22 protein-coding genes are annotated in these 26,338 nt (G+C 51.9%); 4 read left to right on the top strand and 18 right to left on the bottom strand.

Translation table 11 applies throughout. The features are described from left to right. The first annotated feature begins 305 nt into the window (after positions 1-305). The 4 genes from AC52PS_RS13375 to AC52PS_RS13360 are packed head-to-tail and all read left to right on the top strand — an operon-like array spanning position 306 to position 7,304. A complete protein-coding gene (locus AC52PS_RS13375; protein ID WP_495563575.1) occupies positions 306-2,453 on the top strand; it encodes an MFS transporter in 2,148 nt (715 codons plus the stop codon). Beyond that, positions 2,450-5,380, top strand: a complete 2,931-nt coding sequence (locus AC52PS_RS13370; protein WP_495563574.1) for an adenylate/guanylate cyclase domain-containing protein — start codon at positions 2,450-2,452, stop codon at positions 5,378-5,380. Before AC52PS_RS13375 ends, AC52PS_RS13370 begins: the two co-directional genes overlap by 4 nt. A gap of 9 nt (positions 5,381-5,389) precedes the next feature. Then, on the top strand, positions 5,390-6,424 hold the full coding sequence (locus tag AC52PS_RS13365; protein ID WP_495563573.1) for a methionyl-tRNA formyltransferase: 1,035 nt from the start codon (positions 5,390-5,392) through the stop codon (positions 6,422-6,424). A 34-nt stretch (positions 6,425-6,458) separates the two neighbouring features. Then, positions 6,459-7,304 carry an AAC(3) family N-acetyltransferase gene (locus AC52PS_RS13360; protein ID WP_495563572.1) on the top strand — a complete coding sequence of 282 codons (846 nt, stop codon included), beginning with the start codon at positions 6,459-6,461 and terminating at the stop codon, positions 7,302-7,304. Between the two features lie 50 nt (positions 7,305-7,354). On the opposite strand, the gene AC52PS_RS13355 is transcribed toward AC52PS_RS13360, so the two are convergent. From AC52PS_RS13355 to AC52PS_RS13270, 18 genes are all read right to left on the bottom strand, one after another. Further along, positions 7,355-8,515: a hypothetical protein gene (locus AC52PS_RS13355; RefSeq protein WP_495563571.1), complete on the bottom strand. Its 1,161-nt coding sequence runs from the start codon at positions 8,513-8,515 to the stop codon at positions 7,355-7,357. Positions 8,516-8,543: 28 nt separating this feature from the next. After that, positions 8,544-9,287 carry an outer membrane lipoprotein-sorting protein gene (locus tag AC52PS_RS13350; protein WP_495563570.1) on the bottom strand — a complete coding sequence of 248 codons (744 nt, stop codon included), beginning with the start codon at positions 9,285-9,287 and terminating at the stop codon, positions 8,544-8,546. Positions 9,288-9,300: 13 nt separating this feature from the next. Then, positions 9,301-10,527, bottom strand: coding sequence for an ABC transporter permease (locus tag AC52PS_RS13345; protein WP_495563569.1), 1,227 nt, complete (start codon positions 10,525-10,527; stop codon positions 9,301-9,303). Positions 10,528-10,536: 9 nt separating this feature from the next. Then, entirely contained in the window at positions 10,537-11,796 is a 1,260-nt protein-coding gene (locus AC52PS_RS13340) for an ABC transporter permease (RefSeq protein WP_495563568.1), read from the bottom strand. Positions 11,797-11,798: 2 nt separating this feature from the next. After that, the gene (locus tag AC52PS_RS13335) at positions 11,799-12,476 is read right to left on the bottom strand and encodes an ABC transporter ATP-binding protein (RefSeq protein WP_495563567.1); all 678 of its coding nucleotides are present in this window, start codon (positions 12,474-12,476) and stop codon (positions 11,799-11,801) included. Next, positions 12,473-13,753, bottom strand: coding sequence for a slipin family protein (locus AC52PS_RS13330; RefSeq protein WP_495563566.1), 1,281 nt, complete (start codon positions 13,751-13,753; stop codon positions 12,473-12,475). The genes AC52PS_RS13335 and AC52PS_RS13330 overlap by 4 nt, the downstream gene beginning before the upstream one ends. Before the next feature lie 83 nt (positions 13,754-13,836). Further along, positions 13,837-14,238, bottom strand: a complete 402-nt coding sequence (locus AC52PS_RS13325; RefSeq protein ID WP_495563565.1) for a GntR family transcriptional regulator — start codon at positions 14,236-14,238, stop codon at positions 13,837-13,839. 150 nt (positions 14,239-14,388) lie between these two features. Further along, a complete protein-coding gene (locus AC52PS_RS13320; protein WP_495563564.1) occupies positions 14,389-15,588 on the bottom strand; it encodes an N-acetylneuraminate synthase family protein in 1,200 nt (399 codons plus the stop codon). 1 nt (position 15,589) lies between these two features. Then, positions 15,590-16,870 carry a serine--tRNA ligase gene (gene serS / locus AC52PS_RS13315; RefSeq protein WP_495563563.1) on the bottom strand — a complete coding sequence of 427 codons (1,281 nt, stop codon included), beginning with the start codon at positions 16,868-16,870 and terminating at the stop codon, positions 15,590-15,592. Between the two features lie 49 nt (positions 16,871-16,919). Further along, positions 16,920-17,714, bottom strand: a complete 795-nt coding sequence (gene proC / locus AC52PS_RS13310; RefSeq protein WP_495563562.1) for a pyrroline-5-carboxylate reductase — start codon at positions 17,712-17,714, stop codon at positions 16,920-16,922. 64 nt (positions 17,715-17,778) lie between these two features. Next, on the bottom strand, positions 17,779-18,282 hold the full coding sequence (locus AC52PS_RS13305) for a tRNA (cytidine(34)-2'-O)-methyltransferase (protein WP_495563561.1): 504 nt from the start codon (positions 18,280-18,282) through the stop codon (positions 17,779-17,781). A 3-nt stretch (positions 18,283-18,285) separates the two neighbouring features. Then, positions 18,286-18,828 (bottom strand): thiol peroxidase, encoded by a 543-nt coding sequence (tpx, locus tag AC52PS_RS13300; RefSeq protein WP_495563560.1) that lies wholly within the window; start codon positions 18,826-18,828, stop codon positions 18,286-18,288. A gap of 122 nt (positions 18,829-18,950) precedes the next feature. Next, positions 18,951-20,975, bottom strand: coding sequence for a RelA/SpoT family protein (locus AC52PS_RS13295; protein ID WP_495563559.1), 2,025 nt, complete (start codon positions 20,973-20,975; stop codon positions 18,951-18,953). Beyond that, positions 20,972-21,844 carry a peptide chain release factor N(5)-glutamine methyltransferase gene (gene prmC / locus AC52PS_RS13290; RefSeq protein ID WP_495563558.1) on the bottom strand — a complete coding sequence of 291 codons (873 nt, stop codon included), beginning with the start codon at positions 21,842-21,844 and terminating at the stop codon, positions 20,972-20,974. Before prmC ends, AC52PS_RS13295 begins: the two co-directional genes overlap by 4 nt. Then, a complete protein-coding gene (gene prfA, locus AC52PS_RS13285) occupies positions 21,844-22,902 on the bottom strand; it encodes a peptide chain release factor 1 (protein ID WP_495563557.1) in 1,059 nt (352 codons plus the stop codon). The genes prmC and prfA overlap by 1 nt, the downstream gene beginning before the upstream one ends. Positions 22,903-22,907: 5 nt before the next feature. Continuing rightward, complete coding sequence (locus tag AC52PS_RS13280; RefSeq protein WP_495563556.1) at positions 22,908-23,510, bottom strand: rhomboid family intramembrane serine protease; 603 nt, start codon at positions 23,508-23,510, stop codon at positions 22,908-22,910. 4 nt (positions 23,511-23,514) lie between these two features. Continuing rightward, positions 23,515-24,291 carry an exodeoxyribonuclease III gene (locus tag AC52PS_RS13275; RefSeq protein WP_495563555.1) on the bottom strand — a complete coding sequence of 259 codons (777 nt, stop codon included), beginning with the start codon at positions 24,289-24,291 and terminating at the stop codon, positions 23,515-23,517. Between the two features lie 21 nt (positions 24,292-24,312). Further along, positions 24,313-26,334 (bottom strand): ABC-F family ATP-binding cassette domain-containing protein, encoded by a 2,022-nt coding sequence (locus AC52PS_RS13270; protein ID WP_495563554.1) that lies wholly within the window; start codon positions 26,332-26,334, stop codon positions 24,313-24,315. Positions 26,335-26,338: the final 4 nt, after the last annotated feature.

The following is a 26,338-nucleotide window of genomic DNA, read 5'->3' as shown; positions in this document are numbered from 1 at the left end:
CACAGCTTCAGAATGTTAACCAGGAGGCTCCCACTCGGATTACCCACGCCAAGCTCACTATTGCACATGCAGCGTACAGTAAAGCAGGCCCGGTGGCCACTTTCAGAGAAGGAACTCTGCGCCGACTGACGGAAGAGGGGGGACGCGAGATACTTTATAACTGGAATTCCTAAGACCCTCCGGGCGTCGGTCCCTGGGAACTGGGAATTTCTCCCCAGGGTATCGTATTTGTTGATCTTGAGAACAGGGAAATCCGGACAATAGAAGGCAGAACCCTTATCAGCAGGGATACAATTGCTGAGTCCATGAAACTGGATGAGCTGTACCCGTACAACTACTACCGCCTGGATCTTTCTCCGGACGGAAAGATCTACACCACCAATGATGAAGGAATTGCAGTCTATGATAATGGGGATATCAGTTTTATCACCTCCGCCAGGCTTGGCTCAGGGAGAACTTTGAGCCGTTTTCTCTGGTGGACCGGATTATTCATGACCGCATCCGGAGCGCTTCTGCTCTTATGGCTCATATATTCACGGATTTTCCAGAGAAAACTGCCGCCGGTGCTTGTACGTTCATTCGGGGTTGTCCTGTTGGTACTCGCTGTGGGGACACTGAGCACGTTTTTTCTCATCAATAATTTCAATACCCGGTATACGGGAATTATTTTTCAACGGATTTCCCAGATGATTCAGGTTCTGCCCCTGGTTATCGATGGAGATTCATTCAGTGAAATCGAATCCCAGGGGGATTTCGGGAATGATGAATATATGGAGATCCGGAACACGTTCATCAATGCGTTAAACAATAACCGGGATGACTGGAATAAGGGGTACTACTTTGCTTTGTACCGTATTATCGATGAACGATTGTACGGGTTTATGTACATGAACGGAGCAATTTCCATGTACCACCCCTTTGACTGGCTGGGGGGTGCAGAGGATCCGGGCGTGTATGATCTCGCCCAAGAGGGAAGAATCGCAACGGAGATGATAACCGATATCTCAGGGGACTGGATTTACGGTGTGGGGCCCATCTATAACAGCAGGGGCGAAGTGGTCGCACTCTTTGAAACAGGAACAGATTTGTACACCATGAATCAGGAAAACCAGGTGCTGATTCGGGAGTTGATCTGGGAGTTGATCACCGTACTCATTGTGCTGATCCTTTTAATGATTGAGCTCACCGTCCTCAGTTCCCTTTTGAGAGAACGGCGTCTGGCCAATCCGCCCCTGAGCAGTCAGGATGGCGGTTTCAGCGACGGAAACCTTGCCCGACCACTGGTGTTTCTTTACTTTACCGCGGTGAGTTTTTCCATAGCCTTTCTCCCTCTGCTGAGCCGGGATCTGTACCGACCGCTGGCCGGTTTGAGCAGGGATGTGGTAATCGCACTGCCTCTTTCGCTGGAGATGGCGTTTTTCGGAATTGCAACCGTTCTCACTTCCATATTTATTGCCCACAGAGGGTGGAAGGGATTTTTTGCTCTCAGCCTTTGCTTCAGTGCCGGGGGGCTTCTGCTCTCCGCCGTTGCTGAATCTCTGGCTCCTTTTATCGTTGCCCGTTCTCTCACCGGGCTTGGAACGGGGATGGGCTATATTGCCCTTCGCAGCTTTATCAACAAGGAAGGACGGGTGAAGCTGCGAAATCAGGCCTACTCGAATTTTTACTCAGGAATGATAGCAGGCATCAATGTGGGACTGGTTCTGGGAGCATCATTGGCAGGTTTGGTGGGGTACAGAAATGTGTTTCTCATGGGGATGGCTCTCACAGCATTGACCGGGGTGGTTTTTGCCCTTCTGTACCGGGATACCCGTTTCTTTTGGGAACAGGATACCCGGGGAGAACTGGGACATCGCAAAGCTTTGCTTACCATGGTCCGAAGTCCGCGGTTGTGGATGTATTTTGCCCTGCTCATCCTTCCCACATATGTGGCGGCTGCATACGTAAGCTTCTATTTCCCCCTCTTCGCCGAGGCCCAGGGGCTGACCACGCCGGAAATCGGACGTTTCCTCATAGTCAACGGACTGTTTATTGTGTATTTGGGTCCGCCCCTCAGCAGGTTGGTTGAAAAATACCTGGGCAACTTCTGGGGCAGTCTTCTGGGGTCGCTTATGTGGGGTGCGGCATTGATTCTGGCAGGACTCAGCGGAAATATCTGGTCTGCCGCACTGGTTCTGATTCTCATGGGACTCACGGAAGGATTTGCAGTGAGCAGTCAGAACGGACTCTATTTCTCACAGCGAATCGTTCATGTGGTGGGGCAGGACCGGGCAACCGGATATTTTGAACTTATGGGTAAGCTGGGGGAAACCATAGGGCCGGTGATATTTGCCGCGGTTCTGGTCCTTGGTCAGAGACAGGGACTGGTACTTCTGGGGATTATTATCGCCGCCGTTGCAGTCCCCTATATTTTCATTCGTCGGCACAGTCATGACGAACTGGAGCAGAAATGACTAAAAAACACGGCAATAATCAAAAACAGACACGGGTTCACCGCCTGGGAACAATAATCTTTCTAGCTGTATTGGCGGTTCTGGGGGTAAGCCTGATCCTGATTGTGGTGGGTTTTAGCGAAAGGACCAGGAATCCCTTTGAAAGTCATGCAATGCTGGACTTCCCCCAGTTCGCAGTGGAAGATGATCAGAACCGGAAGATTATTATCGATACAAGTCTCCGGCGAATCCTGGTGGCAGGCGAGGAGGGTGAACTCATATCTGAAATCCGGGGCGGTGATAGACGGGAAGGCCGGTTTTTCTACGCCGATCTGGTGCTGCCCGGGAAAGGGGATAATTACTTTGTGCTGAATTATGTACTGGATGATAAAGGTACATTTCTTCAGAGGGAAGAAATCCTGGAATACGATGTAAACGGCAATTTCCGGCGGATATTCTATCAGCGTAAATATGATGCGAAAAAGGCGGAATATATCCAGCGGGGGGAAATCTTCAGTCCGCGTATTCACCGCAATTATCTGTACTTTTTTCTGGTGCAGGATACCGGTATCCAGTTTATCCGGAAATCTCTGGAACGGGAGACAACAGAGATTCTCGGCGAGAGCTACTTTCCCGACGCCAACGCCTATGTTGCGGATATCGAATGGGTTGACGGGGAGAACTACATCATTCTGGATAAACGGGGTCATATGATTCTGGGGGATATTTATTCGGATATGAACCGGATAGACGTTACGGGACCCGCTGGAGCGGGTTCGTCTTCAGAAGATGCATCACCCATGGATGTGAATGGCGAAGCAGAGTATTTCTATAATCCCTCCCTGCCGGATGAGTATTTCTGGGATATGACTATCGGGGGAGACGATTGGTTGTATGTGAGTGATTTGGTAAACAGGAGAATTGCAGCCATTCCCCTCCTTTCTTTTCTCGGTACTTCCAATTATGCCGTAGAATACCGGGTGGTCCTGGACCGGGAGTTGTTAGCCCGCCGGGGATACTCGAATGAGCCGTTTTTTTATTATCGGGTCGGTTATTCTCCCAAAGGGTTTCTCACAACCTACGATTACGGAGTCTATGCCGGAGATGCAAATTCACGGTTTGCTCACAGCGAGATGTTTTCCATCCCGCTATCATGGCGTTTACGGGCTTTTCTCTGGTGGACTGGAATTATCATCGGAGGACTTGCACTGGGGGCCCTGATCGTCCATACCTACATTTATATTCTTAAGAGACGGATATCCCTGATTTTCAAGCAACTATTAATAATTGTCCCACTCATGGCCGGGGGAATATTTCTTATTTCTTCAATTCTTTTAAGCAGTTTCATCGATTCCTACGAGCAGAATAATATCGATACGATTCTTGCGCTGACCCAAACAATCGGACAGAGTGTGGATGGAGATCTCTTCCATGAAATTCGGGGAATCGATGATTACATGAACGCCGAGTATCAACAGATCCGGAATGACCTGCGGAAAGCGTTGAATTACAACCTGGACAGTTGGAACGAGGGGTTGTACTTCGCTCTGTATCAGGTTGTGGATGAAAATCTATACGGATTTATGTATCTGAATAACCGGATCGGGCTGCGACATCCCTTCAACTGGTATGAAGACCCACAGAGTGTATACAGGAAAGCCAATGAGGGTGAGGTGGCCTTCGAGCAGGTGGAGGATATCAGCGGAAACTGGCTGTACGGTGTGGGACCCATTTACGATTCCAGCAATCAGGTGGTTGCACTCCTGGAAATCGGAAGCGACTTATACAGTTTTACACAGAATGCCAGGGATTTGTACACCCGCACCATGGCGGTCATGACCATGATTGCGGCGCTGATTGTGGTATTTATTATGGTGATGACGGTGATGATTCTTCGAAGCCTGCGTATTTTGCGAAAAGGGGTTGAGCGGATCGCCGAAGGAGATTGGGATTATCAGATCCGCCTCACAAGTAATGATGAAGTGAGCGATTTGGGCAAACGGTTTAATTTCATGAGCCGTTCCATTAATACGTATCTTCAGCAGATTGAGAACTTGAACCAGAGCTACCGGCGATTTTTTCCCGAACAATTTCTTAAGTATCTTGATCTGGGGGACCTCACCGAGGTGAAGCTTGGTGATCAAGTCCACAAAAGTATGACCATTATGTTCTCTGATATCAGAAGCTTCACCGCCATTTCCGAAAGCATGAGCCCCGATGAAAACTTTAACTTTCTTAATTCCTATTTGAGCATGGTCGGGCCGGTAATCCGGGAGCGTCGGGGATTTATCGATAAATATATCGGAGATGCCATTATGGCTCTGTTTCCCGAGAGTGCCGATGATGCAGTACAGGCTGCGGTTGCGGTGATTACTCGTCTCAACGGGTATAACCGCGAGCAGCGTGAGAAGGGACGCCCTGAAATCCGGGTGGGGGCGGGTATTCATACCGGCGACCTGATGCTGGGAATACTGGGAGATGAAAACCGGATGCAGGGTACGGTGATTTCCGATTCGGTGAATCTTGCCGCCAGGCTTGAAACTCTGTCCAAACAGATGGGCTCATCGATTATTATCAGCAGCGATGCCCTGGGGGCCATGGGCAGTGCCGATGAATACCTTAAACGCTACATGGGCCGGATTCAGGTTGTGGGTAGGCAGCAGGCACGGAGCGTGTACGAGATTCTCAATGGTCTGCCTGAGGATGAGATCGAGGCGAAACTGCGGAACAAGCAGATTCTGAATGATGCGGTAGCGGGGTTTGAAGCGGGCGATATGCAAAACGCCTACGATCTGTTCATGACCATTCGTGAGGACCCCTACAACCGCCCTCTCGCAGATTTGTTCATTTCCTGCATCGACCGATATCATATGGAACAGGCGGAAGCCCGGAAGCGGGGAAGAGCTCCCGAGCCCTGGGACGGTGTCCTCCGTCCCGGGCAGAAATAGGCGGAAGACATGGCAGGCGCGAGAAAACAGCGGGAAAAGGTTTGCGTATTTATCGGCAGTCACCGGCCGGCTTCACGGAGAGACAGTGGTGCAGACTTGGTTCACGCACTAATAAATCAGGGAGTGAACGTGGACGGCCTGTACGTCCGTCCCGGCGACAGACTGAACCGGCAACGATTCAAAGGCTGCCGGGTTTACCACATTCCCTCCATTCTCAGACAGCCCCAAAAAAAGATCCTGAAAAGTTTTGCAGATCCTGAAGAAATGTCCCGCTGGCAAGAGTGGCTGGAAAGATTTCGGAATGAGCAGTACAGCCTGGGAGTGGTGTACTTCGGTTCATGGCTTCCACCGGAGCTGTTCAATTCACCACGACTGGGGTTCATTAACTTTCATCCCGGGCCGCTGCCGGCTCTCAGGGGTTTTGAGGCGGAGACCTGGGCTATTCTCAGCGATATGCAGAGTTTTTACGGAACGGTGCACCGGGTAAGCGAACAATACGACGCCGGAGAGATTATCTGGCGCACGCCTCCGGTATCTATCCGGAAGCGTGAAACCCCCGCCTCCCTTCTGAACCGCACCTGCTATGCGGGGATCAGGCACATCAAGAGTCTTGTAAAGATGCTCCACCGGGGGGAGGTGCTGCCGGTCTCCCAGGATCTGATGAACGGCGTACATGCATCCATCAATCTTGCCCGAACCCGAGCCCGAATCAACTGGACGGAAGACAGTCTTGCAGGAATTGACCGGAAAAACAGGGCCTTTAACGGACAGTATATTCCAGTCCCTCTCACCCTGGATTTCAACGGCGAACAGAGGATTATCCGCAATGTCCTCACCCTGAAAGGGCGATTCGGCGGCGGGCTGGGGGAGCATCTGGGTGAGTATCCCAAACGGGGGAGTTTTCACCGTATGCCCATGTTTCAGGCCCTGGATGGTCAGGTGGTAGTGGATCTCATGCCCTCGGGTGCCCAAAAACCGGACCGGGCAAGCGTTTTTGCCAGCTACGACGACCGCATAGAAGACGACCAGCTGTTCAGGGAATAATGACACCCCGCTTTAAAGAGGCTACAATGCTCCCATGGAAGCAAGGTACGAGGCGGAATACCGCCTGATGATGAAAACCGGAGCCCGGCCCCTAACCCGGAAGGATGTACGAGATGCCGTCATGCCGTTGGTTGCGGGCAGCGATGTGATGCTGCACGTTTCTCTGAACAATCTGGGGTGGATTTCCGGCGGCCCTTTGGCGCTGATTCAGGGGGTAACGGACGCGGTGGATGACGGCGGACACATTATTATGCCTGCACACAGCAACGATATCAGCGATCCCCGGCTGTGGGGAAATCCCCCTGCCCCAGAAGGTTGGATTGATCAGATAATGGAATCATTGCCCCCCTATGATCGGGAAACGGCCAGCTGCAGAAGGCTGGGGCGTACCCCTGAGTTGTTTCGAACACTGCCTGACGTGAAGCGCAGCGCCCACCCACATTACAGCCTTGCCTGTTTCGGACCCGATGCAGATATGATTCTGGACTCCCATCCGCTGGATTTTTCAATGGGAGACCAGAGCCCTCTGGCCCGGCTGTATGACCGGAATGTCAGAATTTTGCTTATGGGGGTGGGTTTCGAAAACTGCACCATGCTGCATCTTGCCGAGAACCGGGCCGCAGATGCGGAATCCAGGGAGTGTGATTTCATTGCTCCTGTGAGTAGGAGCAGGGGAAAAACCATTTGGAAGAGCTACCGGGATATCGATTTTGACAGTGATGTATTTGAAAAGATTGGAGATGGGTTTTGCAGTGAATATCCCCGGCTATGCAGTCGGGGAAGACTGGGGTTCGGGACCATTCTCAGCATCCCCTCACGTAAATTGGTGGATTATGCGGTGGATTTCCTGGACCGGCGCGGGGTACGGGAGGGCGGCTGAGCTTTCGTTCTTCCAATACGTGTTGGGTTCTTCAGGTGCCACATCAAGTCCTAATAGATGTAGCGGATTCCGCTGACCAGACCGTAGCCTCCCATCTGCCGGTTCGCATAGGTATCGCCTGCTTCGCCGAAACTCCCGCTGATATTGGTATAGAATGTAAAACCCTGGTAGATGTTGAATGTATTACCGAAAATTACCAATGCCGAGCCGTCCACCGGACTGAGAATTGAGCGCAGGTACAGGTTCAGATTTGAATCGATTCCTAGAGAGAAATCAAAATAGCCGTAGATTCCGTATTCAGGCGCTGCAGCCGGATCCGGACTCTCAACTTCAATAAATTCTCCGCTGTAGTCGTACAGCGCTTCCATGCGTACATTCATTGAAACCCGGGGTGAAATATCGTTGAGGGAGTAAAGGCCGCCGCTTGCAGTAAGACCCTGGAAGAATGCGTCGGCTCCTCCCTGAAAGCTGTCGGAGTTCATTTCCAGAGAGCTCCCCAGATGCCAGTTCAGACCGGTTCCGCCCTGCAGGCTGACATATCCGGTGTGGGTGTCCGCAGTTCCGGTGTAAAAATAACCGGTTTCGAGTTTGATTCCCAAAAAGCGCTCAAAGGTAAACGAGCTGCGTGCACCCAGTCCCGTGTCCGAAAGAGGGGGGAAAGGATCCCCTCCCAGACCGCTGATATAGTCAGTGTACGCCTGCATGTCGGGCATTGGGGGGAGGACAATGGCTTCAATAAACGCAAAGCGTCCAAGGGGAAGGTAGAGGGCATTCAGCCAGTCGGTCTCACTTCTGTATTCAACTGATGTGAGATCCACGTTAAGGTCGGTAGACCCCATAATCACATCGGCGGCGTTGAACACCGCACCTTCGCCCCAGCTGATTCTGGTCTTTCCCGCAGTGAGGCGAAGGGATCCCAGGCGGGTGCGGATATATGCCGTATCCACAGAAAGGGTATAGCTGAGTCCTAAATCGGCGGAAATGCTGAGTTCCCCCCGGACATTCCTGTTTCCCCGGGCTTCAAAATTAATGGAGCCCTCACCGCCGGCCAGATACCGGAACTCTAGATCATCCGGATCCGGATTCATTAGAAGAACGTTATAGAGATCAAGTTCAATCGAGGTGCTGCTTTCCGCCGCAAGCGGGAAGAGCCCAAAACCCATGAGCAGCAAAACGAATAGAAGTGGAGAGAGTGCTTGTCGGGCTGTCAAAATATTCCTCCTTCGTCTGGAATCGTTTTTACCAGGTTAATTCATCAAGAGAAAAGAACCCGCGATCCAGAGGATAATTCACATCTATCTCTTCAATTATAAACTCTGTGCTGGAATTTTGCTTGAGCTTGTCTTCGGTAACGGTATGAACCGGAAAAAGGTAGTCATCTTCTTCTCTGTATTCCAAAACCCGTTCAACTTTCAAAAGCCTTCCGCTCAAGGAAAATTTATGTGCCTGCATTCCCACAAGGCGGTCCTGTTCGATCCAGAGAATCTGTTTTTGATACGGTACCGACGATCTGAGAGCCTCCAGTTCAATGACATACACTTCATCGCCCGCCAGCCGGTCTTCCTCAAAACCGATAATCCGGTAGTCCGCCAGCAGGGTTTTTTCACCGGTCATGTCCTCATAGCTTACATCCGAGCCCAGAATTCCATCCCTGAGGGCGGCGCCGGAAAGACGGATCACTTCTTCCGCATCCGGATAATAGAGATACAGATCGTCTTTGCTGCGCAGAATCTTCTGTCCCTGTTCTTCCACGCTGGTGAATTCCACCAGACTATAGTTTGTGCCCAGGGACCAGCTGTCAAAGCTGCTCACCTTCTCCCCGAAACGGTCGTTGATTATCATCTTGCCCTGAATAAAGGCGCTTTCGAACACCTCCTGGTCTTCCATCTCCATGATAATTTCTTCGGCCCGGTCAAATTGAGCCCAGAGAGATGTAAGTCCCAGAATGAACAGTGCGAGAACTGCCGTCATGTGCTTGTGCATAAATCCTCCTATATTATATGCTCTTCATTGCTTCCACGGGTTTGATTCCCGATGCCTTGCGGGAGGGGATCAGGCTGATACCCGAGGCCACAATGATTCCCGTCACTATTGCAATAATCACGTTCACTGCAGTGAGTTGTGGGTATACGATGCCGCTGAGCTCAAAATCCACACCCTCCATGGCGGAGGTGAGGTCAATACCGCTGTTTTGCAGAATTAGGGTGAAACCAGCTCCCACCCCAGCCCCCAGCACGCTCCCAATAGTGCTGATGAAAAACGATTCCAGAAAGAACATGCGGACAATGTCTCTCCCGCTCATTCCCATGCTTGCAAGAGTTCCGATTTCCCTGGTGCGCTCAAATATAATCATCATAATGGTGTTGATAATCACCGTGGAAGCAAGCACATAGAACACAGCTCCGGCAATATAGTAGACCATCTGTGCCATACGAATGAATATATAGCTTGAAGGGATCTCATTCCATGTTTCCAGCATGAGAGAGCCGCTTTGAGAATAACCTGAGAGAATGGTTTCGGCGGCCTGTCGTGCCTCAATCAGGCTGCTTTCCGGAGCCACAGCCATTACCACATCCACCGCCCGGTCACCGGTCTTTAAAAAGCGGCGGGCGGTATCCACAGGAATGTAAATACGGGCGTTTACATCCCCAAGGGGAAATGCTGCAATACCCACAACCTGGAAGGTCATGGCATTGCTGGCCCGCCGAAGGGTGGTTGACAGTGCGGTGAATGAATCCCCCACGCCTTTATTCAGGGAATCGGCGGCGGAACTGCCCAGGAGCACCTCCCGCTCACCCGCCCTGGGTAACCGGCCCTGGGTGAGATATGTTCCGGGATCCATAATATCCCGGGAGAAATCCAGACCCATGGCTGAGATTCCCACATTATTGCCCTCCTCATACACCGCTGCAGGAAACGGAATACGGGACGACGCACGCAGGATGGCCAGGCTGGATTCCAGCTCTGCGGTCATCCGGGAGGCGGATTCTACGCTGAGATGCAGAGGATTGAGATTGGAGTATTTTTCATATTCCAGGTGACGGATTCGTAACTCTCCGAAATAGAATGTCTGAAGGTTATCTTTCAGTTCATTGCTGAGCCCGGTGAGAAGGGAAAACAGGAGAACAATCGTCATTGCTGCCACTCCAATGGCAGAAACCGATAATGCGCTGCGCCGGGTGTTTCGTTGAATATTCCGCCATGCCATTACATGAAGTTTCATATACTTCTCCTATGTTTCTGCGTGCAGGCAGTCTGTTATCCCCATTTTCAATGCCTGACGGGTGGGGATCAATGCCACAAGCATGGACATACCCACGCCGAACACAGCCGATAGAATGAACATTCCGGGCCTCCAGATGCCCCGGAACACCGAACTGATCCTGTATCCTGCATCAAAATCCCGGAGAATAAATTCAAAATTTATCCCCACTTCAACCAGGAACCATACCAGAATACCACCGATTACCGCACCGAATAGACTGCCGATCAGGCCGATGCCCCCCGCTTCGATTGTAAAGCTCAGACCGATTTGCCGGTCGCTCATACCCATTGCTCTGAGCATTCCCAGTTCCCGCCGCCGTTCATACATGGCAAGCAGCATGGTGTTGGAGATTCCCACAAGGGCAATAATGAACACCAGTCCTAGAATCATCAGGGTACCGCCTTGCTTGGCTGCGGCAATGCTCAGATAGTCCCCGGCTAAAAAACGCCAGCTTACCACGGCAAGATCGTCCCGCTGAGAGGGTATGGCGGCTTTCAGGGCGGCCACTTCCTCCCGGTCGTTGGCAGCCAGGGGATACGAAATATCAATCTGGCTCACCGCGCCGTTTAAATTCAGCATGGTATTTGCATAATCCAGATCCATGAGCAGGCTGGAACGGTTCACCATAGGGTTTGCGGTTTTAATCAGCCCCGCAATTTCGAGGTCGATGGTTTGGAATGCCCCGTCCCGGGTGCGGGTAACGATGGTCAAAGGATATCCGATATCCGCTCCCAGATCTTCGGCCATCCAGCTTCCCATGATCACCCCATTGCTTCCTTTCTCCAGCCAGGATGAATCGCCGATGAGGGCTTCCTTCATGTGGTAGACTTCCGGATCCCTTAGCGGATCCACCGCAAAAAGTCTCACCTGAACCGAACCGTCTTCGGGAAAGGGATCTTTGTACACCACCATTTCACCGCTGAAAGCGGCCCTGGGGGCGGCATCATATCCCTCATTTTCAATGGCGGCGATAATTTCTCCGGGATTTTCAATCATGTGTTTCAGATTCATCTTCCGCCAATTGTCCAGGTTTTCCTGTGCGTAGACCCGTGCGGATGCGGTTTCATACCAGATAAGGTTCCGTTCTGAATCTTTTTCAGCGCCCTTGAGCATGCTGTCGATGAATAAAAACATGGCAAGACCGAAGGCAATTGCCGAAGCGGTAATCAGGGTCCGCTTTGTGTACCTGGCAAGGTTCTTGAACGATAAAGCAATGAGGAATTTCATGTCTACCTCCGTTCGTCCTTTTGGACATAGCCGTCGTGGAGCAGCACCAGCCTCCGGGCGTAGTCCATCACCATCTTATCGTGGGTGCTAAAAATGAAGGTGGTATTGGTTTTGGAATTCATTTCCTTCATCAGCTCAAGAATTTCCTGCCCGGTTTCGCTGTCCAGATTCGCCGTCGGCTCGTCGGCCAATACGATGGCCGGTTCTTTGATCAGTGCCCGGGCGATGGCGACTCTCTGCTGCTGTCCTCCTGAAAGCTTTCCCGGCCGGCGGTTTTCCATTCCCTCCAGGCCCACTTCCTTGAGCAGTGCCATGGTCCGCTTCTTAATCTCATCTTCTGGAATCTTCAGCAGATTCAGGGCAAGAGCTACGTTTTCGTATGCGCTGAGGACAGGGATCAGATTAAAGGACTGAAAGACAAAGCCCAGCTTATCCCGTCTGAAGGAGGCCAGCTTTCCATGGGGAATGGAAGTAATCTCCGTGCCGTCAATATGGACACTACCCTCATCTGCGCTGTCAATGCAGCCGAGAATATTGAGCAGGGTGGTCTTTCCCGACCCGCTGGGTCCGGCAATAGAGATAAATTCTCCGGTTTCAATCTCAAGACTCACACCCTTCAGGGCGTGAACGTGTGTTTCACCACTCTGATATGTACGGTGAACGTTTTGGGTGCTGATCATGATTTCCTCCCGGGATTCCGTTCTTCCGGAGTATCCCTGTCTGTCTGGTTTTCTGAATCTGATTGATTCTTTGCTGTTTCCCCGTCGCTATTTGGACTGATCCTTTCTTCAGACTCGCCGCTATCTTCTGAATCGAAATTATCATCAGAATCGGGTCTGTTTTCAGATTTTATATTGCTCTTCGCGTAGCCGGTTAAACCCAGGGTGCTGCCCATATTCATCCGTTCAAGGGCTCCTGAGGGCAGCATCACCATGCTTCCCCGGGTTTTCATGCTGTCGTATACCATATTCATGGCACGTAAATTCAACGCGTCCTGGTTGCCCTTGTACTTCTCGGAGGCCCGGGACATCTCCACTGCAATATCGTACTCAGCCCGTGCAAGGTACAGCCTGGCGTCTTTCTCCCGCTCTGCCTGGGCCTTTTTAGACATTACATCCTGCAGATTGTCCGGGAGTATGATGTCGGTGAATTCAACACTGAGAATGGTGATTCCCCAGGGATTGGTTTTGGCATCCAGAATTGTCTGGATTTCCCTATAGAGGGTATCCCGCTCGCTGAGAAGGGTGGTGAGGCTGTATTTCCCCAGGCTGTCCCTCAGGGCCGCCTGGGCAGAAAGAGTTACCGCTGAAATATAGTCTTCCACTTCAAGAATGGCTCGGCCGGGATCCCAGATCATCCAGAAGGCCAGGGCATCCACGTGCACCGGCACCGTATCGCTGGTGAGGATTTTCTCCACACTGAAATCTGTCACTCTGATTCTGGTATCCACAAAGGCCGTGCAGCGGTCAATTACCGGAAGAAGCAGAAAGATGCCCGGATCCCGTACCTTATGAAACTTTCCAAGGCGGAGCACCACCGCCTTCTCCCATTGAAAAATAAGCTGCACCGAAGGACCGCTGAGCACAGCCAGAATCAAACCTCCAAGGCCTATCATATCCCCTGGACTCATCCCTTCGGCGGAATCGGCACTGAACAGAGTTGCCATGTTTTCGGGCAAGGGAACAAATGCGATAATCTGGCTGATAATGATTACCGGAATAAGCGCCGACCATCTGGGCAACAGCAGGTACAACAGGGCTGCCGCTCCAAGAGCAATACTGCCGCGAAGGATCATCTCCTGTTGAATGGTGCCGATTACAAGCCATTGAACCCCTGAGAACAGCATGAAAATTCCCAGCATGCTGAAGAAAGAGTACATGCTGAAACGGAACTCTCCTCTTTGGACTTTCGGCATGGGATTTTTAATTCTGCCAAGGGGGGTGAAGTCTTTCTCCATTACTTTCCTCCATCGGTTTCCGGTATTGGTTTCCGCTATCGTTCTCCTGCGCAGATCTCTCTTAGGCAGTGCATGTTTGCCGGTCATGATTCCAAAGCCCTTCGGATAGCATCCATCAATTCACGGCCGTTGAACCCGTAGGAACGGCCCTTGGACAGAAAGGTCCGAACCATCTCTTCAAGTTTTTTTTCCCGTTCCACGTCACTCAGGGTAACCTCTTTTTCACTGATAAAGGTTCCCGTGCCCTGCTGGGTGTTGACCAGGTTCCGTATTTCCAGTTCGCTGTAGGCTCTGGCCACGGTGTTGGGATTAATTTTCAAATTCACCGCCAGGCTTCGAACCGTGGGCAGCTGGTCACCGGTTGTCAGTCGTCCGTCTGCAATGGCCATTTCAATCTGGAGGATGATTTGCTTATAGTAGGGTACGCCGCTTGCGGGATCGAGACTGAAAGGAATACCAGACCGCCGGGTATCTGAAGCTGCCACCCCGCCTCCTTGTATGCTTGTACTAATTCTTTAGTACAATTGTAGTATCGGGGAACCCAGCTGTCAATACAGAGTTTAGCTGTGAATAAAAATCGTAACTGTGAATACAAATCGCAACTGTGAATACAATCCTGGCTGTTAAGGCGGAAGTCAGCGGGCAATCAGATCCTGGAGAACAATTCCTTCTCCGGCGCGGATCCTGCGCTGAACCCGGGAACCGGAAATCTGATGAAAGTAACGTGGATGAAGTCCCGGCCGGAGGTTCTTCTCGCTTCTGAGTACTGCCATATTGGCTTCGCTGAGAGTATCTCCCGGTTCAAGATTGCGAAGGGCATGAATGCTTCGGTTGCTCTTTCCATAGTTTTCCATTTCTCCCGCTGCAAGACGTTTTACTCCGTCCCCCAGAATACTGTGAATTCGCCGGGGATCGTATTTGGCCAGCAGGCTGTGGGAGGCAGTCAGTTCAGTAATTGTCCGCTCTTCAACCTTACTGCGCAGTCCGGGGCGGGTACTTCGGGAGAAGATTGGAGCCGTTTTGTTGAGAGAATTTCCCAGGGAATCTGCTTCACCAATAGCCGCGGCCATAAGGCTGAAATCTTCGGGAGCGAGAGCTATAGGGTCGTCCAGGCCGCCGTCATCCTTGCTTAAGGTAAAATGTTTTTCCACCATATCCGCTCCCGAAAGGACGGCCAGGGCGGGCACAAGAACCGGGTCCATGCTGTGGTCCGAAATTCCAGCGGGTATGCCGAACATAGAGCTGAGTCCGGGAATCAGCATGATGTTGTACTCTTCTTCTCTGGCGGGATAGCTGGTAATACAGTGAAGCAGTCGCAGTTGTTTTATATCCGGCAGATGAGTCAGAGCTTCCTCAATATCACCCAGACGGCTCACACCGGTGGAAAGCACCAGGGATTCGGCCCGGTCATTGAGTAAATCCAAAAGGTCCAGGTGATTCAGTTCCGGACTGGCAATTTTGAAGGAGGTTTCCCCCAGTTTGAGAAGATCTTCCCCGCTGCGGATGCCGAAGGGGGAACAGAAAAACCGGAGTCCCCTGCGCTCCGACTCGCTTTTCAAGAATTCAAGGAAGGCCGGTTCCATTTCCAGTTCCCGGAACCGGCTGTGAAGGGGTATTGATCCTCCGGGAAGCTCCACCAGACCGGTACGGGGGTGCACAATTTCATCCGCATAAAAATGCTGAAATTTAACCGTTGTTGCCCCCGAATCTCCGGCTGCTGCGATCAGATTCCGGGCACGGTTCCGGTCATTCCTGTGGCCCGAACCGATTTCCGCCACAATATCCGTTGAATAAACGACGGGCTCGGAGCTCTGGGAAGTTCGGGAACCGGACATATCAACCTTTGCGGGGGCGGATGGTATCAAACCCCAGGTAGGGCACAAGGGCCTTGGGCATAACTACCGAGCCATCAGCCTGTTGGAAATTTTCCAGAATACTGATGATGGCCCGGCTGATGGCGATGGCCGTTCCGTTGAGCATATGTACATGGCCTTTGGTTTTTCCATCCCGGTAGCGGACCCCCAGCCGACGCGCCTGGTAGTCGGTGCAGTTTGAAGTGGAGGTGATTTCTCCCCAATCCCCGTGTTCACCCCGGCCGGGCATCCATGCCTCCAGATCATATTTCCGGTAGGCCGGTGCCCCCAGATCGCCGGTACAGGTATCCACCACCCGGAAGGGAATATCCAGCCCGGTAAAAATCTCCTCTTCTATCTCTCGAAGATCTTCGTGGAGCTGAGGGGAGGTGTCCGGTGCGGCATATACAAACATTTCAATTTTGGTGAACTGATGCACCCGGTAGAGACCTTTGGAGAACTGACCCGCGGCACCGGCTTCCCGGCGGAAGCAGTGGGAAACCCCTGCAAGTTTGATAGGAAGGTCCTCAATATCAAGCATTTCCCCGGAATGATACCCTCCAAGGGTAATTTCCGCGGTTCCCACCAGGCAGCTGTCGGTGCCCTCAATGGTGTAGATATTGCTCTCTTCCCCCCGGGGGTTGAATCCAATGCCCTGTACAACTTCTTCTTTGGCGATATCCGGAGTGATAGTGGGCGTGAACCCGTGTTTTTGCAGGATATCCAGGGCATAACGAATCAGCCCCATTTCCAGGTACACCCCTTCATTTTTCAGAAAATAAAACTTGGTTCCCGAAACCTTGGTTCCCTTTTCGAAATCGATAATATCCAGCAGCTCACCCAGTTCAACATGATCCTTGGGGGTGAAACCGAATTCGGGAATCCTGCCCAGCTTCTTCAGTTCCAGATTATCTTTGTCCTCTTTGCCAATGGGGGCATCGGGGTGGGCCATATTAGGAATTTTCCGGGCCTCAGCATTCATTTCGGATTCAATTTCCTGCAGCCCGCTTTCCTTGGAGGAAATCTGTTCCTTAATATTCTTCCCTTCCTGAATCAGCTGCTGACGGGCATCCTGATCCATGGGTCCCTTCATCTTCTTGGCATTATCGTTCCGGGCCTGACGTAGAGCGTCCAGTTCCTGGATGACGGCGTTGCGTTTCTCATAGAGTTCCACAACCATGGTGGGATCTGCAGACATGTTCCGTGCAGAAATATTGGCTTTTACGGCATCGATGTTATCTCGGATAAATTTAATATCTAGCATAGCGGTATCATATACGTTGTCCATAAGAATGGACAAGGGGGTTGGGAGGTCAGCCTTCCAGATCCCGGGCCCGGTCTGCGGCTGCATCCACCGCACGGATGACGGTTGCGGTGAAACCGTCCTGATGCAGGCTGTTAATTCCCTGTATGGTGGTTCCCCCGGGTGAGCATACCTTGGTAACCAGTTCGCCGGGAGTCATCCCGCTGCTTCTCACGGTGGAAACTGCGCCTTCAAGTACGTCCAGTGCCACCTCCAGGGATGATTCGTACTTGATTCCGTTCTTCACTCCGCCCAGGGCCAGGGCATTCAGGAACTCGTACACGTAGGCGATGGCAGACCCGGAAATACCGATAATGGCCGGTATGAGCCGTTCAGGCATCTCCATTGCAAGACCGAAGGATTCAGCCAAGGTGTATGACAGGTCTTTAAACTCTTCGATGCAACCCGGGGAATAGGAGATCCCGGTAACAGACTTTCCCACGCTTGCCGCAAGGCTGGGCATAAACCGGGCGATCTGATCAGATCCGAACAGTTGTTTCAGGGTTTCCAGGTTCACTCCCGCTGCGATGGAGATGAGAGGAAGTTTTTCCGTATAGGAATAGAATTCTTCACCCAGTGCGGGGAGGTCCTGGGGTTTGATGGCAAGCACCACCGCATCCGCCGTAGTGAACAGCTTTTCCGGATCATCTGTGCAATCCACGGCGTTATACGATTCCACCGCACATTTTCTGCGAGAGCTGGCTTTTTCTATTACCGACAGGCTGTAGTCCGGGTTACGCTCAAGCAGACCGGAGATCATTGCTTCGCCCATATTTCCGAATCCGATAATTCCGATAGTTTTCATCCCTGCTCCTCGTACATTGTCCCTGCCGGATCTCAGTATTCTGTCAGGCTACCAGTAAAATCTTCTAATGAAAAGACTCGCTGCCGGGAAAGCTGAATTGATTCCAGTGATCGTAGGCGATAATGGCTGCCGCATTGCTTAAATTCAGGCTTCGGATACCCGGTTTCATGGGAATTCTCACAGACTGTCCGGGGGCATTGTTCATGAGATATTCGGGAAGACCTGCACTTTCTTTGCCGAAGAGAAAAAAAGCTCGGGGAGGATACTCAACCCCTCCCAGCTGTTGCCGTGCCTTGGTACTGATGAAGAAACATTCTTCGGCAGGGAGGGCGTCGTACTCCCGCTCTATTCCGTGAAAAAAACCATCTAAATCATCCCACAGCCGATAATGAAGCTGATCCCAATAATCCATGCCGGAGCGTTTGACGTATTTATCATCCAGAGAAAAACCCAGCGGGCGTATCAAGTGCAACGTGGCTCCCATGGCCGTGCAGGTGCGGGCGATATTGCCGGTATTTTGTGGAATTTCCGGTTCGTGAAGGACAAGATGAAGATCATAGGGCTGCATGGGCTAACTGCCTCCGTTTTCCCGGTAGAGCACTTCCAGTATCCGTCGGTAATCCGGTTCCCAGGCGATTTCGGCAACCATTTCCCGGTACAGCACCGTTCGTTCACCTCCGGCTTTATCTGTTTTCGGTCCCAGAAGAAAAACGGCCCTGGCAAGCAGACCCCGAAGAGGACTGTTAGAAATGAGAACTCCGTAGTTCCGGCCGAAGTCGGAAAAGCGCATATCTGAAAGGAGTTCCATGTCGTGAATATCTTCCCGCTGAACAAAACGGCTCTGAGCGAAGGGAAGATCCCGGCTTACGGTAACAAATTCGCAGTCCAGCTCCAGTTCTCTTGCCTGACGATTGAATTCCCGGGCGCTTGAGGCGCACACCGGGGTATCTAAAGAGGGCACCACATTCAAAAGAATGTACTCCCCGGTCAAGTGTGATAGACAGCATTCACTCAGATCGCTGCGGATGAGGCAGAATTCCGGTGCCCGCTCACCCACATCGGGAAGTTTTCCGTCCAGGCTCAGGGGGCTGCCCTTAAAGGTGATCTCGTTCATTGACATAACATACTGGATAGCCGGACAAAAAGAAACATTATTATCCGCTTCCGCATCCCGATCGCTCCCGCATTTCTTCCCCATCGCTTCCCCATCCCCGGGGCGGGAATGAAGCTGGGGGATCATCTCAGGTCTTCACCGGAGGGAATTTCCTGTATGGTGAGAATGCTGGGGATTGCTCGGATATTTTTCATGATCCTGGTCATATCGCCCCCCTTATCCAGTTCCATGGTGAAGTGTCCTTCAAGGGTTTCACCCTGGGATGATGAACCGCTGTGCACCGCATCCACCTTTCCCTCGATCAAATGCCCGTGCTGTTTCCGGATTGCTCCTTCTATTTCGCTGAACAGGTCTCCGGTCTTTCGTGCGGTGAGGCTGAACTTCCGGGTGGTTTTTGGACTGACGGTTTCCCATTCAACTTCTATGGTGCGTTCTTTCACATCCTTAATGTTGCGGAAATTTTTGCAGTCTGTTCGGTGAATAATGATTCCCCGCCCCCGGGAAACATATCCCACAATATCGTCTCCGGTCTTTGGATTACAACAATTGGCGAAATGGATCATCAGATTTCGATCCCGACCCACTTTGATGCCCAGCTTGTCGCTTTCAATTACCGTATTGCCGCTGCTCGGCTTTTTTTTCCGGGGTTTTGGAGGGGGCAACTCGGTATTTTTCCGGGCCACAATGCTCTGATCCACAAAAAGACTTTCATCATGCTTATTAATCCAGGCCCGGATCTTGCTTCTGGCCCCCCGGGTTTTCACATATCGAAGCCATTCCAAATGGGGGTGGGCGTGGGGATGGGTGATGATTTCAACCACCTGGGTATTTTTCAGGGGCTGTTTCAGCTGAACGATGGAGCCGTCGGCCTTGGCTCCGGATGTGTGATGGCCCACTTCCGTGTGAATATGGTAGGCAAAATCCAGGGCGGTTGCCCCTTTGGGCAGCTGAATAACATCCCCCTTGGGTGTGAACACATAAATGGAGTCCTTGAGAATCTCCCGTTTCATCTCCTCGAGAAAATCCCTCCCGGCAATCTTAATGCTGTCCATGTCCTTCAGCCGGTTGATAATTGTTAGATCCTCATGACCCGCCCGGTCACCCCGGAGGCTCTTTTTGTACTGCCAATGGGCTGCAACCCCATGCTGTGCAGTCTCTTCCATTCCAACAGTTCGGATTTGGATCTCTAAAAGTCTTCCGTCATATCCCATTACCGTGGTGTGAAGACTTTGGTAGCGGTTGGACTTGGGCATGGCAATATAGTCCTTGAAGCGTCCCTCAATGGGCATCCACAGGCGGTGTACCAGCCCCAAAACCACATAGCAGTCGGGAATGCCGTTACACAGAACCCGTACTCCCAGCAAATCATAAATTTCATCCAGACTTTTGCTGCGCTGACGCATCTTGCTGTAGATGGAATAGAAGTGTTTCGCCCTGGTCTTGGTGTGAACCTGGATTCCCTCTTCACCGGCGGCGTCTTCAATGGCACCGGTAATCTTTTCCAGATATTTACTGCGCTCGCTGCGTTTCTGTTTTACATAATCCTTCAACTGAAGGTATACATCAGGCTGCAGATGCTTCAGGCTCAAATCTTCAAGTTCATCCTTCATCCAGCTGATTCCCAGCCGTCCGGCCAGGGGAGCGTAGATATCCAGATTTTCCTGGGCAATGGCTCTGATTCTCTCGGGCTTTTTAAATTCAAGGGTACGCATGTTGTGGAGCTTGTCCGCCAGTTTGATCAGGATCACCCTGATATCTTTCACCATGGCGAACAGCATTTTTCTGATAGTTTCCGCCTGGACAGAATTTTTATTTTTAGCCTTCACAATATCAATCTTGGTCACCCCTTCCACGAGAGTGGTGACCTCTTCTCCAAAATCGGCTGTAAGGTTTTCTCGGGTGTATTCGGTGTCCTCTATGCTGTCGTGGAGAAGTCCTGCAATTATAGTAATTTCATCCAATTTCATCCGGATCAGAATTTCCGAAACCTGGAGGGGATGGATAAAATATGGATCGCCGGAGGCCCGGAACTGCCCCTTGTGCAGATCTTGGCTCTTCCGTGCTGCTTTTGTAATGAGGTCGATATTTTCTTCTGATATGCCCTGCTCCGACAATAATGCCGCCAGATCTTCAATGGTGCGAATCACCGTATTCTGCCTCTGGATATTCGTCTCATACCCGCTAAATCTTTCTTACATTCTAGATCGGCATAGCCGAGAGATTTCAATAGTCTCTCAATGGCCTCCGCCTGATCATCCGCCGCTTCAATATACAGCCATCCGCCGGGTTCCAGCAGATACAGAGCCTGGGAAGCGAGCTTGTGTATAAGATCTAGCCCTTTTTCCCCGCCGTCAAGGGCGAGCATAGGCTCCTTCCACCCTTCCGCTTCCCGCTGGCGGGTTTCCTGCCGGGTCAGATAGGGAGGATTTGAGGTGATAATGTTGAATTTCATGGCTTTTTGCCCGGCGCTGCTGAGAAGATCGCTGTGAAACCAAGGTGGCGGAGAGGAGGGCACGAGGGTTGCCGCATTCAAACGGAACACCTCGCCCGCTGCCTCACTGATATCCGATGCGCTTACTTTCCAATTACTGCGCATGTGAGCAATGGCAATGGCTATGGCTCCGCTTCCGCTGCAACAGTCATGGAGCCGTAGAGCAGGATGAGCGGGATGGCTTTCCAGCACCCAGTCCACCAGTATCTCCGTATCCGGACGGGGGATAAGCACCCCGGGATCCACCTGGAACTCCAGACCGTAAAATTCCTTATACCCGAGAATGTAGGCCACCGGCTCGCCGGAAATCCGCCGTTCCAGTGCCTGGACATACGCCCCGTACCGGCCCTCGGGCAGGGGATCCTGCATTCGGGCGTAGTACTGCTCCTTGCTGATGCTCAGGCTGTGGCACAGAAGAATGAGGGCGTCCAGTCCGGGACTGTCGTAGGGGCCTGCGGGCAGGAAACTGCGCCCCAGCTGAACTGCCTGGGAAAGGCTGAGGCCCTGAAATTTGCGGGGGTCCATCAGGCTTCCAGGGCCTCCTGGCTTGCGGACAGCTTTAAAGCATCGATAATTTCATCCAGTTCACCCTGGAGTACCTGGTCAAGCTTATGGAGGGTGAGACCGATGCGGTGATCGGTTACCCGGCTCTGGGGAAAATTGTAGGTGCGGATTCTCTGGGATCGGTCGCCGCTTCCGATTTGGTTTTTCCGGGCTGCCGCTTCCTCGGCCCGGCGCTTTGACTCTTCCAGTTCATAGAGCCGTGCGGTGAGTACCCGCATAGCCTTGGCCCGGTTTTTGATCTGGGATTTCTCATCCTGACAGCTTACCACCAGACCAGTGGGAATATGGGTGATCCGGACCGCCGAATCGGTGGTGTTTACCGACTGTCCTCCGGGGCCGGATGATCGGAATACGTCAATGCGCAAGTCATTATCGTTGATCTGCACATCCGTTTCCTCTGCTTCAGGGAGTACTGCCACCGTACAGGCCGAGGTATGGATGCGGCCGCCGCTTTCGGTGCTGGGAACCCGCTGGACACGGTGTCCCCCGCTCTCGTAGCGCAGAGTCCCGTAGGCGTCCTTCCCCTTTACCGAGAAAATCGCCTCTTTCAGACCTCCGATCTCCGTTTCATTCACCGTAATGACTTCAAGTTTCCAGTTGTGTTTTTCCGCATAGCGGGTGTACATCCGGTAGAGATCGGCGGCGAACAATGCGGCTTCGTCCCCTCCGGTGCCCGCACGGATCTCCATAATAATATTTTTCCCATCCATGGGATCCCGGGGTACCAGGAGCATTTTCAGTTTTTGTTCCAGCACCGGAAGCTCTTCTTCCAGCCGGGACAGCTCTTCCCTGGCCATGGTCTTCATTTCCGGATCATCATCTTCAAGCATTACCCGGGCTTCCTCGGCGGCGCTTTGGGCATCTTTATAGTTCCGGTACACTTCCATCACTTCGCTCAGATGGGAGTGTTCCTGCATGGCCTCTTTATAGGCTTTGGGATCTTTGTGAAGGTTCGGATCCAGGATCCGCTTCTGGAGGTCCTCAAAATAGTCTTCCAGTTTTTCCAGTTTATCTATCATTCTATCTATTCCTCTGTTGTCCCGGTCTGGGTCGCTTGTTCCGTTTTTGCCCGGCTGGGGGCGTGAATAAATCCGAATACCGATCCCACTGCTCCGCCCACAATATGGGCCAGCTGAGATATGGAGTCGGCTTCCAGCGCGGAAATGAATTCCCGCAGCAGATAAATCAGCACCACCAAAATAAAGGATAGGGGAATCTCACCCCGGCGCACATTGGTAAAACTTGCCAGAAGGATCATCATAAACACCACCCCGCTGGCTCCAAGAAGAGCGGCCTGGGAAAAGAGAATATTCGCCAGACCGGTGGTCAGGGCGGTTACCAGAATCATGAAAATCATGGCCGAGGAACGGTATTTCTCCTCAAGGATAGGCCCCAGCAAGAGGATGAGGGCCAGGTTCCCCAGCAGATGTTCCACCGAAGCGTGTCCCAGAACATGGGTGAACAGTCTCAGATAATCAATGAGAGCCGTCCAGTTCATTGCCGGTCCCACGGAAAAAAACCGAAGCTGGAATTCCCCCGGGGAAAGCATATCGATGATCAATGCTGTAACCGCAAGGAGTGAAAAGCTCAGGGTAACCGGTGCATTGTAGCGTATGCGGAGTTTCATATTATCACCTGTTAAGATCAACGTTTAGTTCAAGACTCACGGGACAGTGATCGGATCCGAAAATATCCTGGTGAATATCCGCGTTCAATACCGAATCCCGGAATCCTTCATTTACACAATGATAGTCGATCCGCCATCCGATGTTTCTGTCTCTGGCCTTCATCCGGTAGCTCCACCAGGAATACTGTTTGGCCTCCTGATTGAACATGCGGAAGGTATCCACGAAACCGGCGTCCAGAAATTCACTCATCCATTCCCGTTCTTCCGGCAGGTATCCGGGGTTCTTCTCATTGGATTTTGGATTTTCCAGATCGATGGGTTTATGGGCCACATTGTAATCGCCGCAGATCACCACGTTCTTTCCTGAAGCTGTCCGCTCTCGGGCCCAGGCGAGAACCTCATTATTGAAATCAAGTTTATAATCCAGACGTTTACCCTCCGCCTGACTGTTGGGGAAATAGGCGCCGAGGAGAAAAAAATTCGGATACTCGGCGATGAGCACACGGCCTTCATCATCGAAGCGGGGAATTTCAAATTGCTGCACATCTATGGGCTCAGTTTTGCTGTAAATGGCAACCCCGCTGTAACCTTTTCGCGAAGCGGAGGAAAAATAGCTGTGGTATCCCCGGGGCTTATGAAGTTCTTCAGGCAGCTGATCAGGATGAGCCTTGGTTTCCTGAACACATACAATATCACTCTTGCTTTCATCCAGCCATTCAAGAAAACCCTTGCGGTGGGCGGCCCGTATTCCGTTTACATTCCAGGAGTAGATTCGTGTCATGGAGGAGAGAATACGGTATTCTTACGCCTTTTTCAACTCTTCCAGTTGCATGGCAAGTTCTTCCCATTCTTCGTGCAGGATATTCTGTCTCAGTTCCAGGTCCTCAAGGCGGTTTTGGAGGGAGGAGATCTTCTCTCCGTCGCTGTAGTTTTCTTCCAGGCTCATCAGATGCTGAATTTCATCAATCTTTTCGTCACCCTCATCTATGGATGCCAGAACTTCCTCTTCCCGGCGCTTCAGCTTTTTCACAAGAGCCCGCTGCTTCTTCATCTCCTCGTGGCTGAGCTTCCCCGCTCCCTGAGATTCCGCTGCACCGGATTGGCCTGTACCCGGGGAAGCAGAGGAATGGGCAGAACGGGAGGAGCCGGAAAAGGCTCCGGCAGGGCTTGACGGCTGATCCAGGCCCGGGGCAAAGCTGTTTCGGTATTCAAGATAATAATGAAAATCCCCCGGGATATTGTTCACCTGACGGTAATCCCCTTCCGACTCCGGCAGCTGCAATTCAATGACCCTGTTGGCCAGTTCTTTGATGAAGAATCGGTCATGACTCACAAAAAGAATGGAACCCTCATAGGCTTTCAGGGCATCCAGGAGCACTTCCTTACTGGTCAGATCCAGATGATTGGTGGGCTCATCCAGAATGAGGAAGTTACCCGGCCGGAGGAGCATTTTCAGCAGGGCGAGCCGGTTTTTCTCCCCTCCGCTGAGTACGGATATCGGTTTGTAAATATCATCGCCTCTGAACAAAAAGGCACCCAGCATTCCCCGTAAATTTGGGTACAGCTCGGTAGGGGAGGCTGCTTCCATCTCCTCCATGATGCTGCGGGAAGTATCCAGTTCATCCTCGGACTCCTGGGCGAAGTAGGCCATCTCAACCTTGGACCCGTACCGGATATGCCCGCTGTAATTCCTGTCCCGGCCGGCAAGAATTCGTAGAAGGGTGGATTTTCCCACCCCGTTGGGGCCGATGAGTACCGCCCGGTCTCCCCGGTTCAGCTCCAATGACAGGTTCCGGTAAATATGCAGATCTCCGTAGGATTTTTCTATATTCGTTGCTTCAAGCACCATATCGCCGGAGCGGGGGGCCTGGGGAAAATTCAGGTGCATACGCTTCATGCTCTCGGGAATTTCGATCCGCTCAATCTTGTTCAGCTGTTTAACCCGGCTCTGTACCTGAGCGGCTTTGCTGGCATTGGCCCGGAAACGGTTAATGAAATCCTCCAGCTGCTGAATTTCCAACTGCTGCTGCTCATACTGCTTAATGAGGATCTCCATCTCCTGTTCACGCTGTGTTTCGTAATGGCTGTAGTTGCCCTTGTACAATTTGATCTGTCCCATAAACAGTTCTGCAACCTGGTTCACTGTGTCGTCCAGGAAACCCTTGTCGTGACTTACCATGAGAATTCCGCCGTGGAAGCGGTTCATCTCGTCCGCCAGCCATTGCCGGGCATCCAGGTCCAGATAGTTAGTGGGCTCATCCAGCAGCATCACATCCGGATTTTCCAGGATAATTTTTGCCAGTGCGATACGCATTTGCCATCCACCGCTGAAACTCCCGCAGTCCTGTTCAAGATCGCCGGGTTTAAATCCCAACCCCTGGATGGTACGCATTATATGGCGTTCTCTCTGGTAGTAATGGCTTGATGCAATCCGTTCGCTGATACGGTGATGCTCTTCCAGCAGTTTCCGGGTTTCCGGACCCTCGCTGCTGTGGTTCTCAAGACGGCGGCCCAGCTCATCCAGCCGGGCTTCATCTTCTTTGAAGTGGGCGTATGCGGTTTCTAGTTCTTCCGCCAGGCTGCGGCCCCGATGCTCAATACCCGACTGGGGCAGATAGCTGATACGGGAAGCCTTGTGACTGCTCACATTCCCCCCTTCGCTCTGCCGCAGCCCGGCGAGAATGGTGAGGAGGGTGGATTTTCCGCTTCCGTTGGCACCGGATAATGCGATACGGCCCCGTTCCGGTATGCGGATGCTGACGTTTTTAAGAATTTCCCGATCCCCGAAGGAAAGCTTCAGGGAATCGGCTTGTAATAGAATCATATAT

The organism is Salinispira sp. (assembly GCF_059431795.1).
The sequence above is the reverse complement of the archived record's forward strand: the minus strand, read 5'-3'. Positions and strand labels throughout refer to the sequence as shown.

Excerpts from the sequence above, each read along its gene's own strand:
- AC52PS_RS13375 (WP_495563575.1), top strand. The coding sequence starts at position 306 with ATGAAACTGGATGAGCTGTACCCGTACAACTACTACCGCCTGGATCTT.
- AC52PS_RS13370 (WP_495563574.1), top strand. The coding sequence starts at position 2,450 with ATGACTAAAAAACACGGCAATAATCAAAAACAGACACGGGTTCACCGC.
- AC52PS_RS13365 (WP_495563573.1), top strand. The coding sequence starts at position 5,390 with ATGGCAGGCGCGAGAAAACAGCGGGAAAAGGTTTGCGTATTTATCGGC.
- AC52PS_RS13360 (WP_495563572.1), top strand. The coding sequence starts at position 6,459 with ATGGAAGCAAGGTACGAGGCGGAATACCGCCTGATGATGAAAACCGGA.
- AC52PS_RS13350 (WP_495563570.1), bottom strand. The coding sequence starts at position 9,287 with ATGCACAAGCACATGACGGCAGTTCTCGCACTGTTCATTCTGGGACTT.
- AC52PS_RS13345 (WP_495563569.1), bottom strand. The coding sequence starts at position 10,527 with ATGAAACTTCATGTAATGGCATGGCGGAATATTCAACGAAACACCCGG.
- AC52PS_RS13340 (WP_495563568.1), bottom strand. The coding sequence starts at position 11,796 with ATGAAATTCCTCATTGCTTTATCGTTCAAGAACCTTGCCAGGTACACA.
- AC52PS_RS13335 (WP_495563567.1), bottom strand. The coding sequence starts at position 12,476 with ATGATCAGCACCCAAAACGTTCACCGTACATATCAGAGTGGTGAAACA.
- AC52PS_RS13330 (WP_495563566.1), bottom strand. The coding sequence starts at position 13,753 with ATGGAGAAAGACTTCACCCCCCTTGGCAGAATTAAAAATCCCATGCCG.
- AC52PS_RS13320 (WP_495563564.1), bottom strand. The coding sequence starts at position 15,588 with ATGTCCGGTTCCCGAACTTCCCAGAGCTCCGAGCCCGTCGTTTATTCA.
- serS (WP_495563563.1), bottom strand. The coding sequence starts at position 16,870 with ATGCTAGATATTAAATTTATCCGAGATAACATCGATGCCGTAAAAGCC.
- proC (WP_495563562.1), bottom strand. The coding sequence starts at position 17,714 with ATGAAAACTATCGGAATTATCGGATTCGGAAATATGGGCGAAGCAATG.
- AC52PS_RS13305 (WP_495563561.1), bottom strand. The coding sequence starts at position 18,282 with ATGCAGCCCTATGATCTTCATCTTGTCCTTCACGAACCGGAAATTCCA.
- tpx (WP_495563560.1), bottom strand. The coding sequence starts at position 18,828 with ATGAACGAGATCACCTTTAAGGGCAGCCCCCTGAGCCTGGACGGAAAA.
- prmC (WP_495563558.1), bottom strand. The coding sequence starts at position 21,844 with ATGGACCCCCGCAAATTTCAGGGCCTCAGCCTTTCCCAGGCAGTTCAG.
- prfA (WP_495563557.1), bottom strand. The coding sequence starts at position 22,902 with ATGATAGATAAACTGGAAAAACTGGAAGACTATTTTGAGGACCTCCAG.
- AC52PS_RS13280 (WP_495563556.1), bottom strand. The coding sequence starts at position 23,510 with ATGAAACTCCGCATACGCTACAATGCACCGGTTACCCTGAGCTTTTCA.
- AC52PS_RS13275 (WP_495563555.1), bottom strand. The coding sequence starts at position 24,291 with ATGACACGAATCTACTCCTGGAATGTAAACGGAATACGGGCCGCCCAC.
- AC52PS_RS13270 (WP_495563554.1), bottom strand. The coding sequence starts at position 26,334 with ATGATTCTATTACAAGCCGATTCCCTGAAGCTTTCCTTCGGGGATCGG.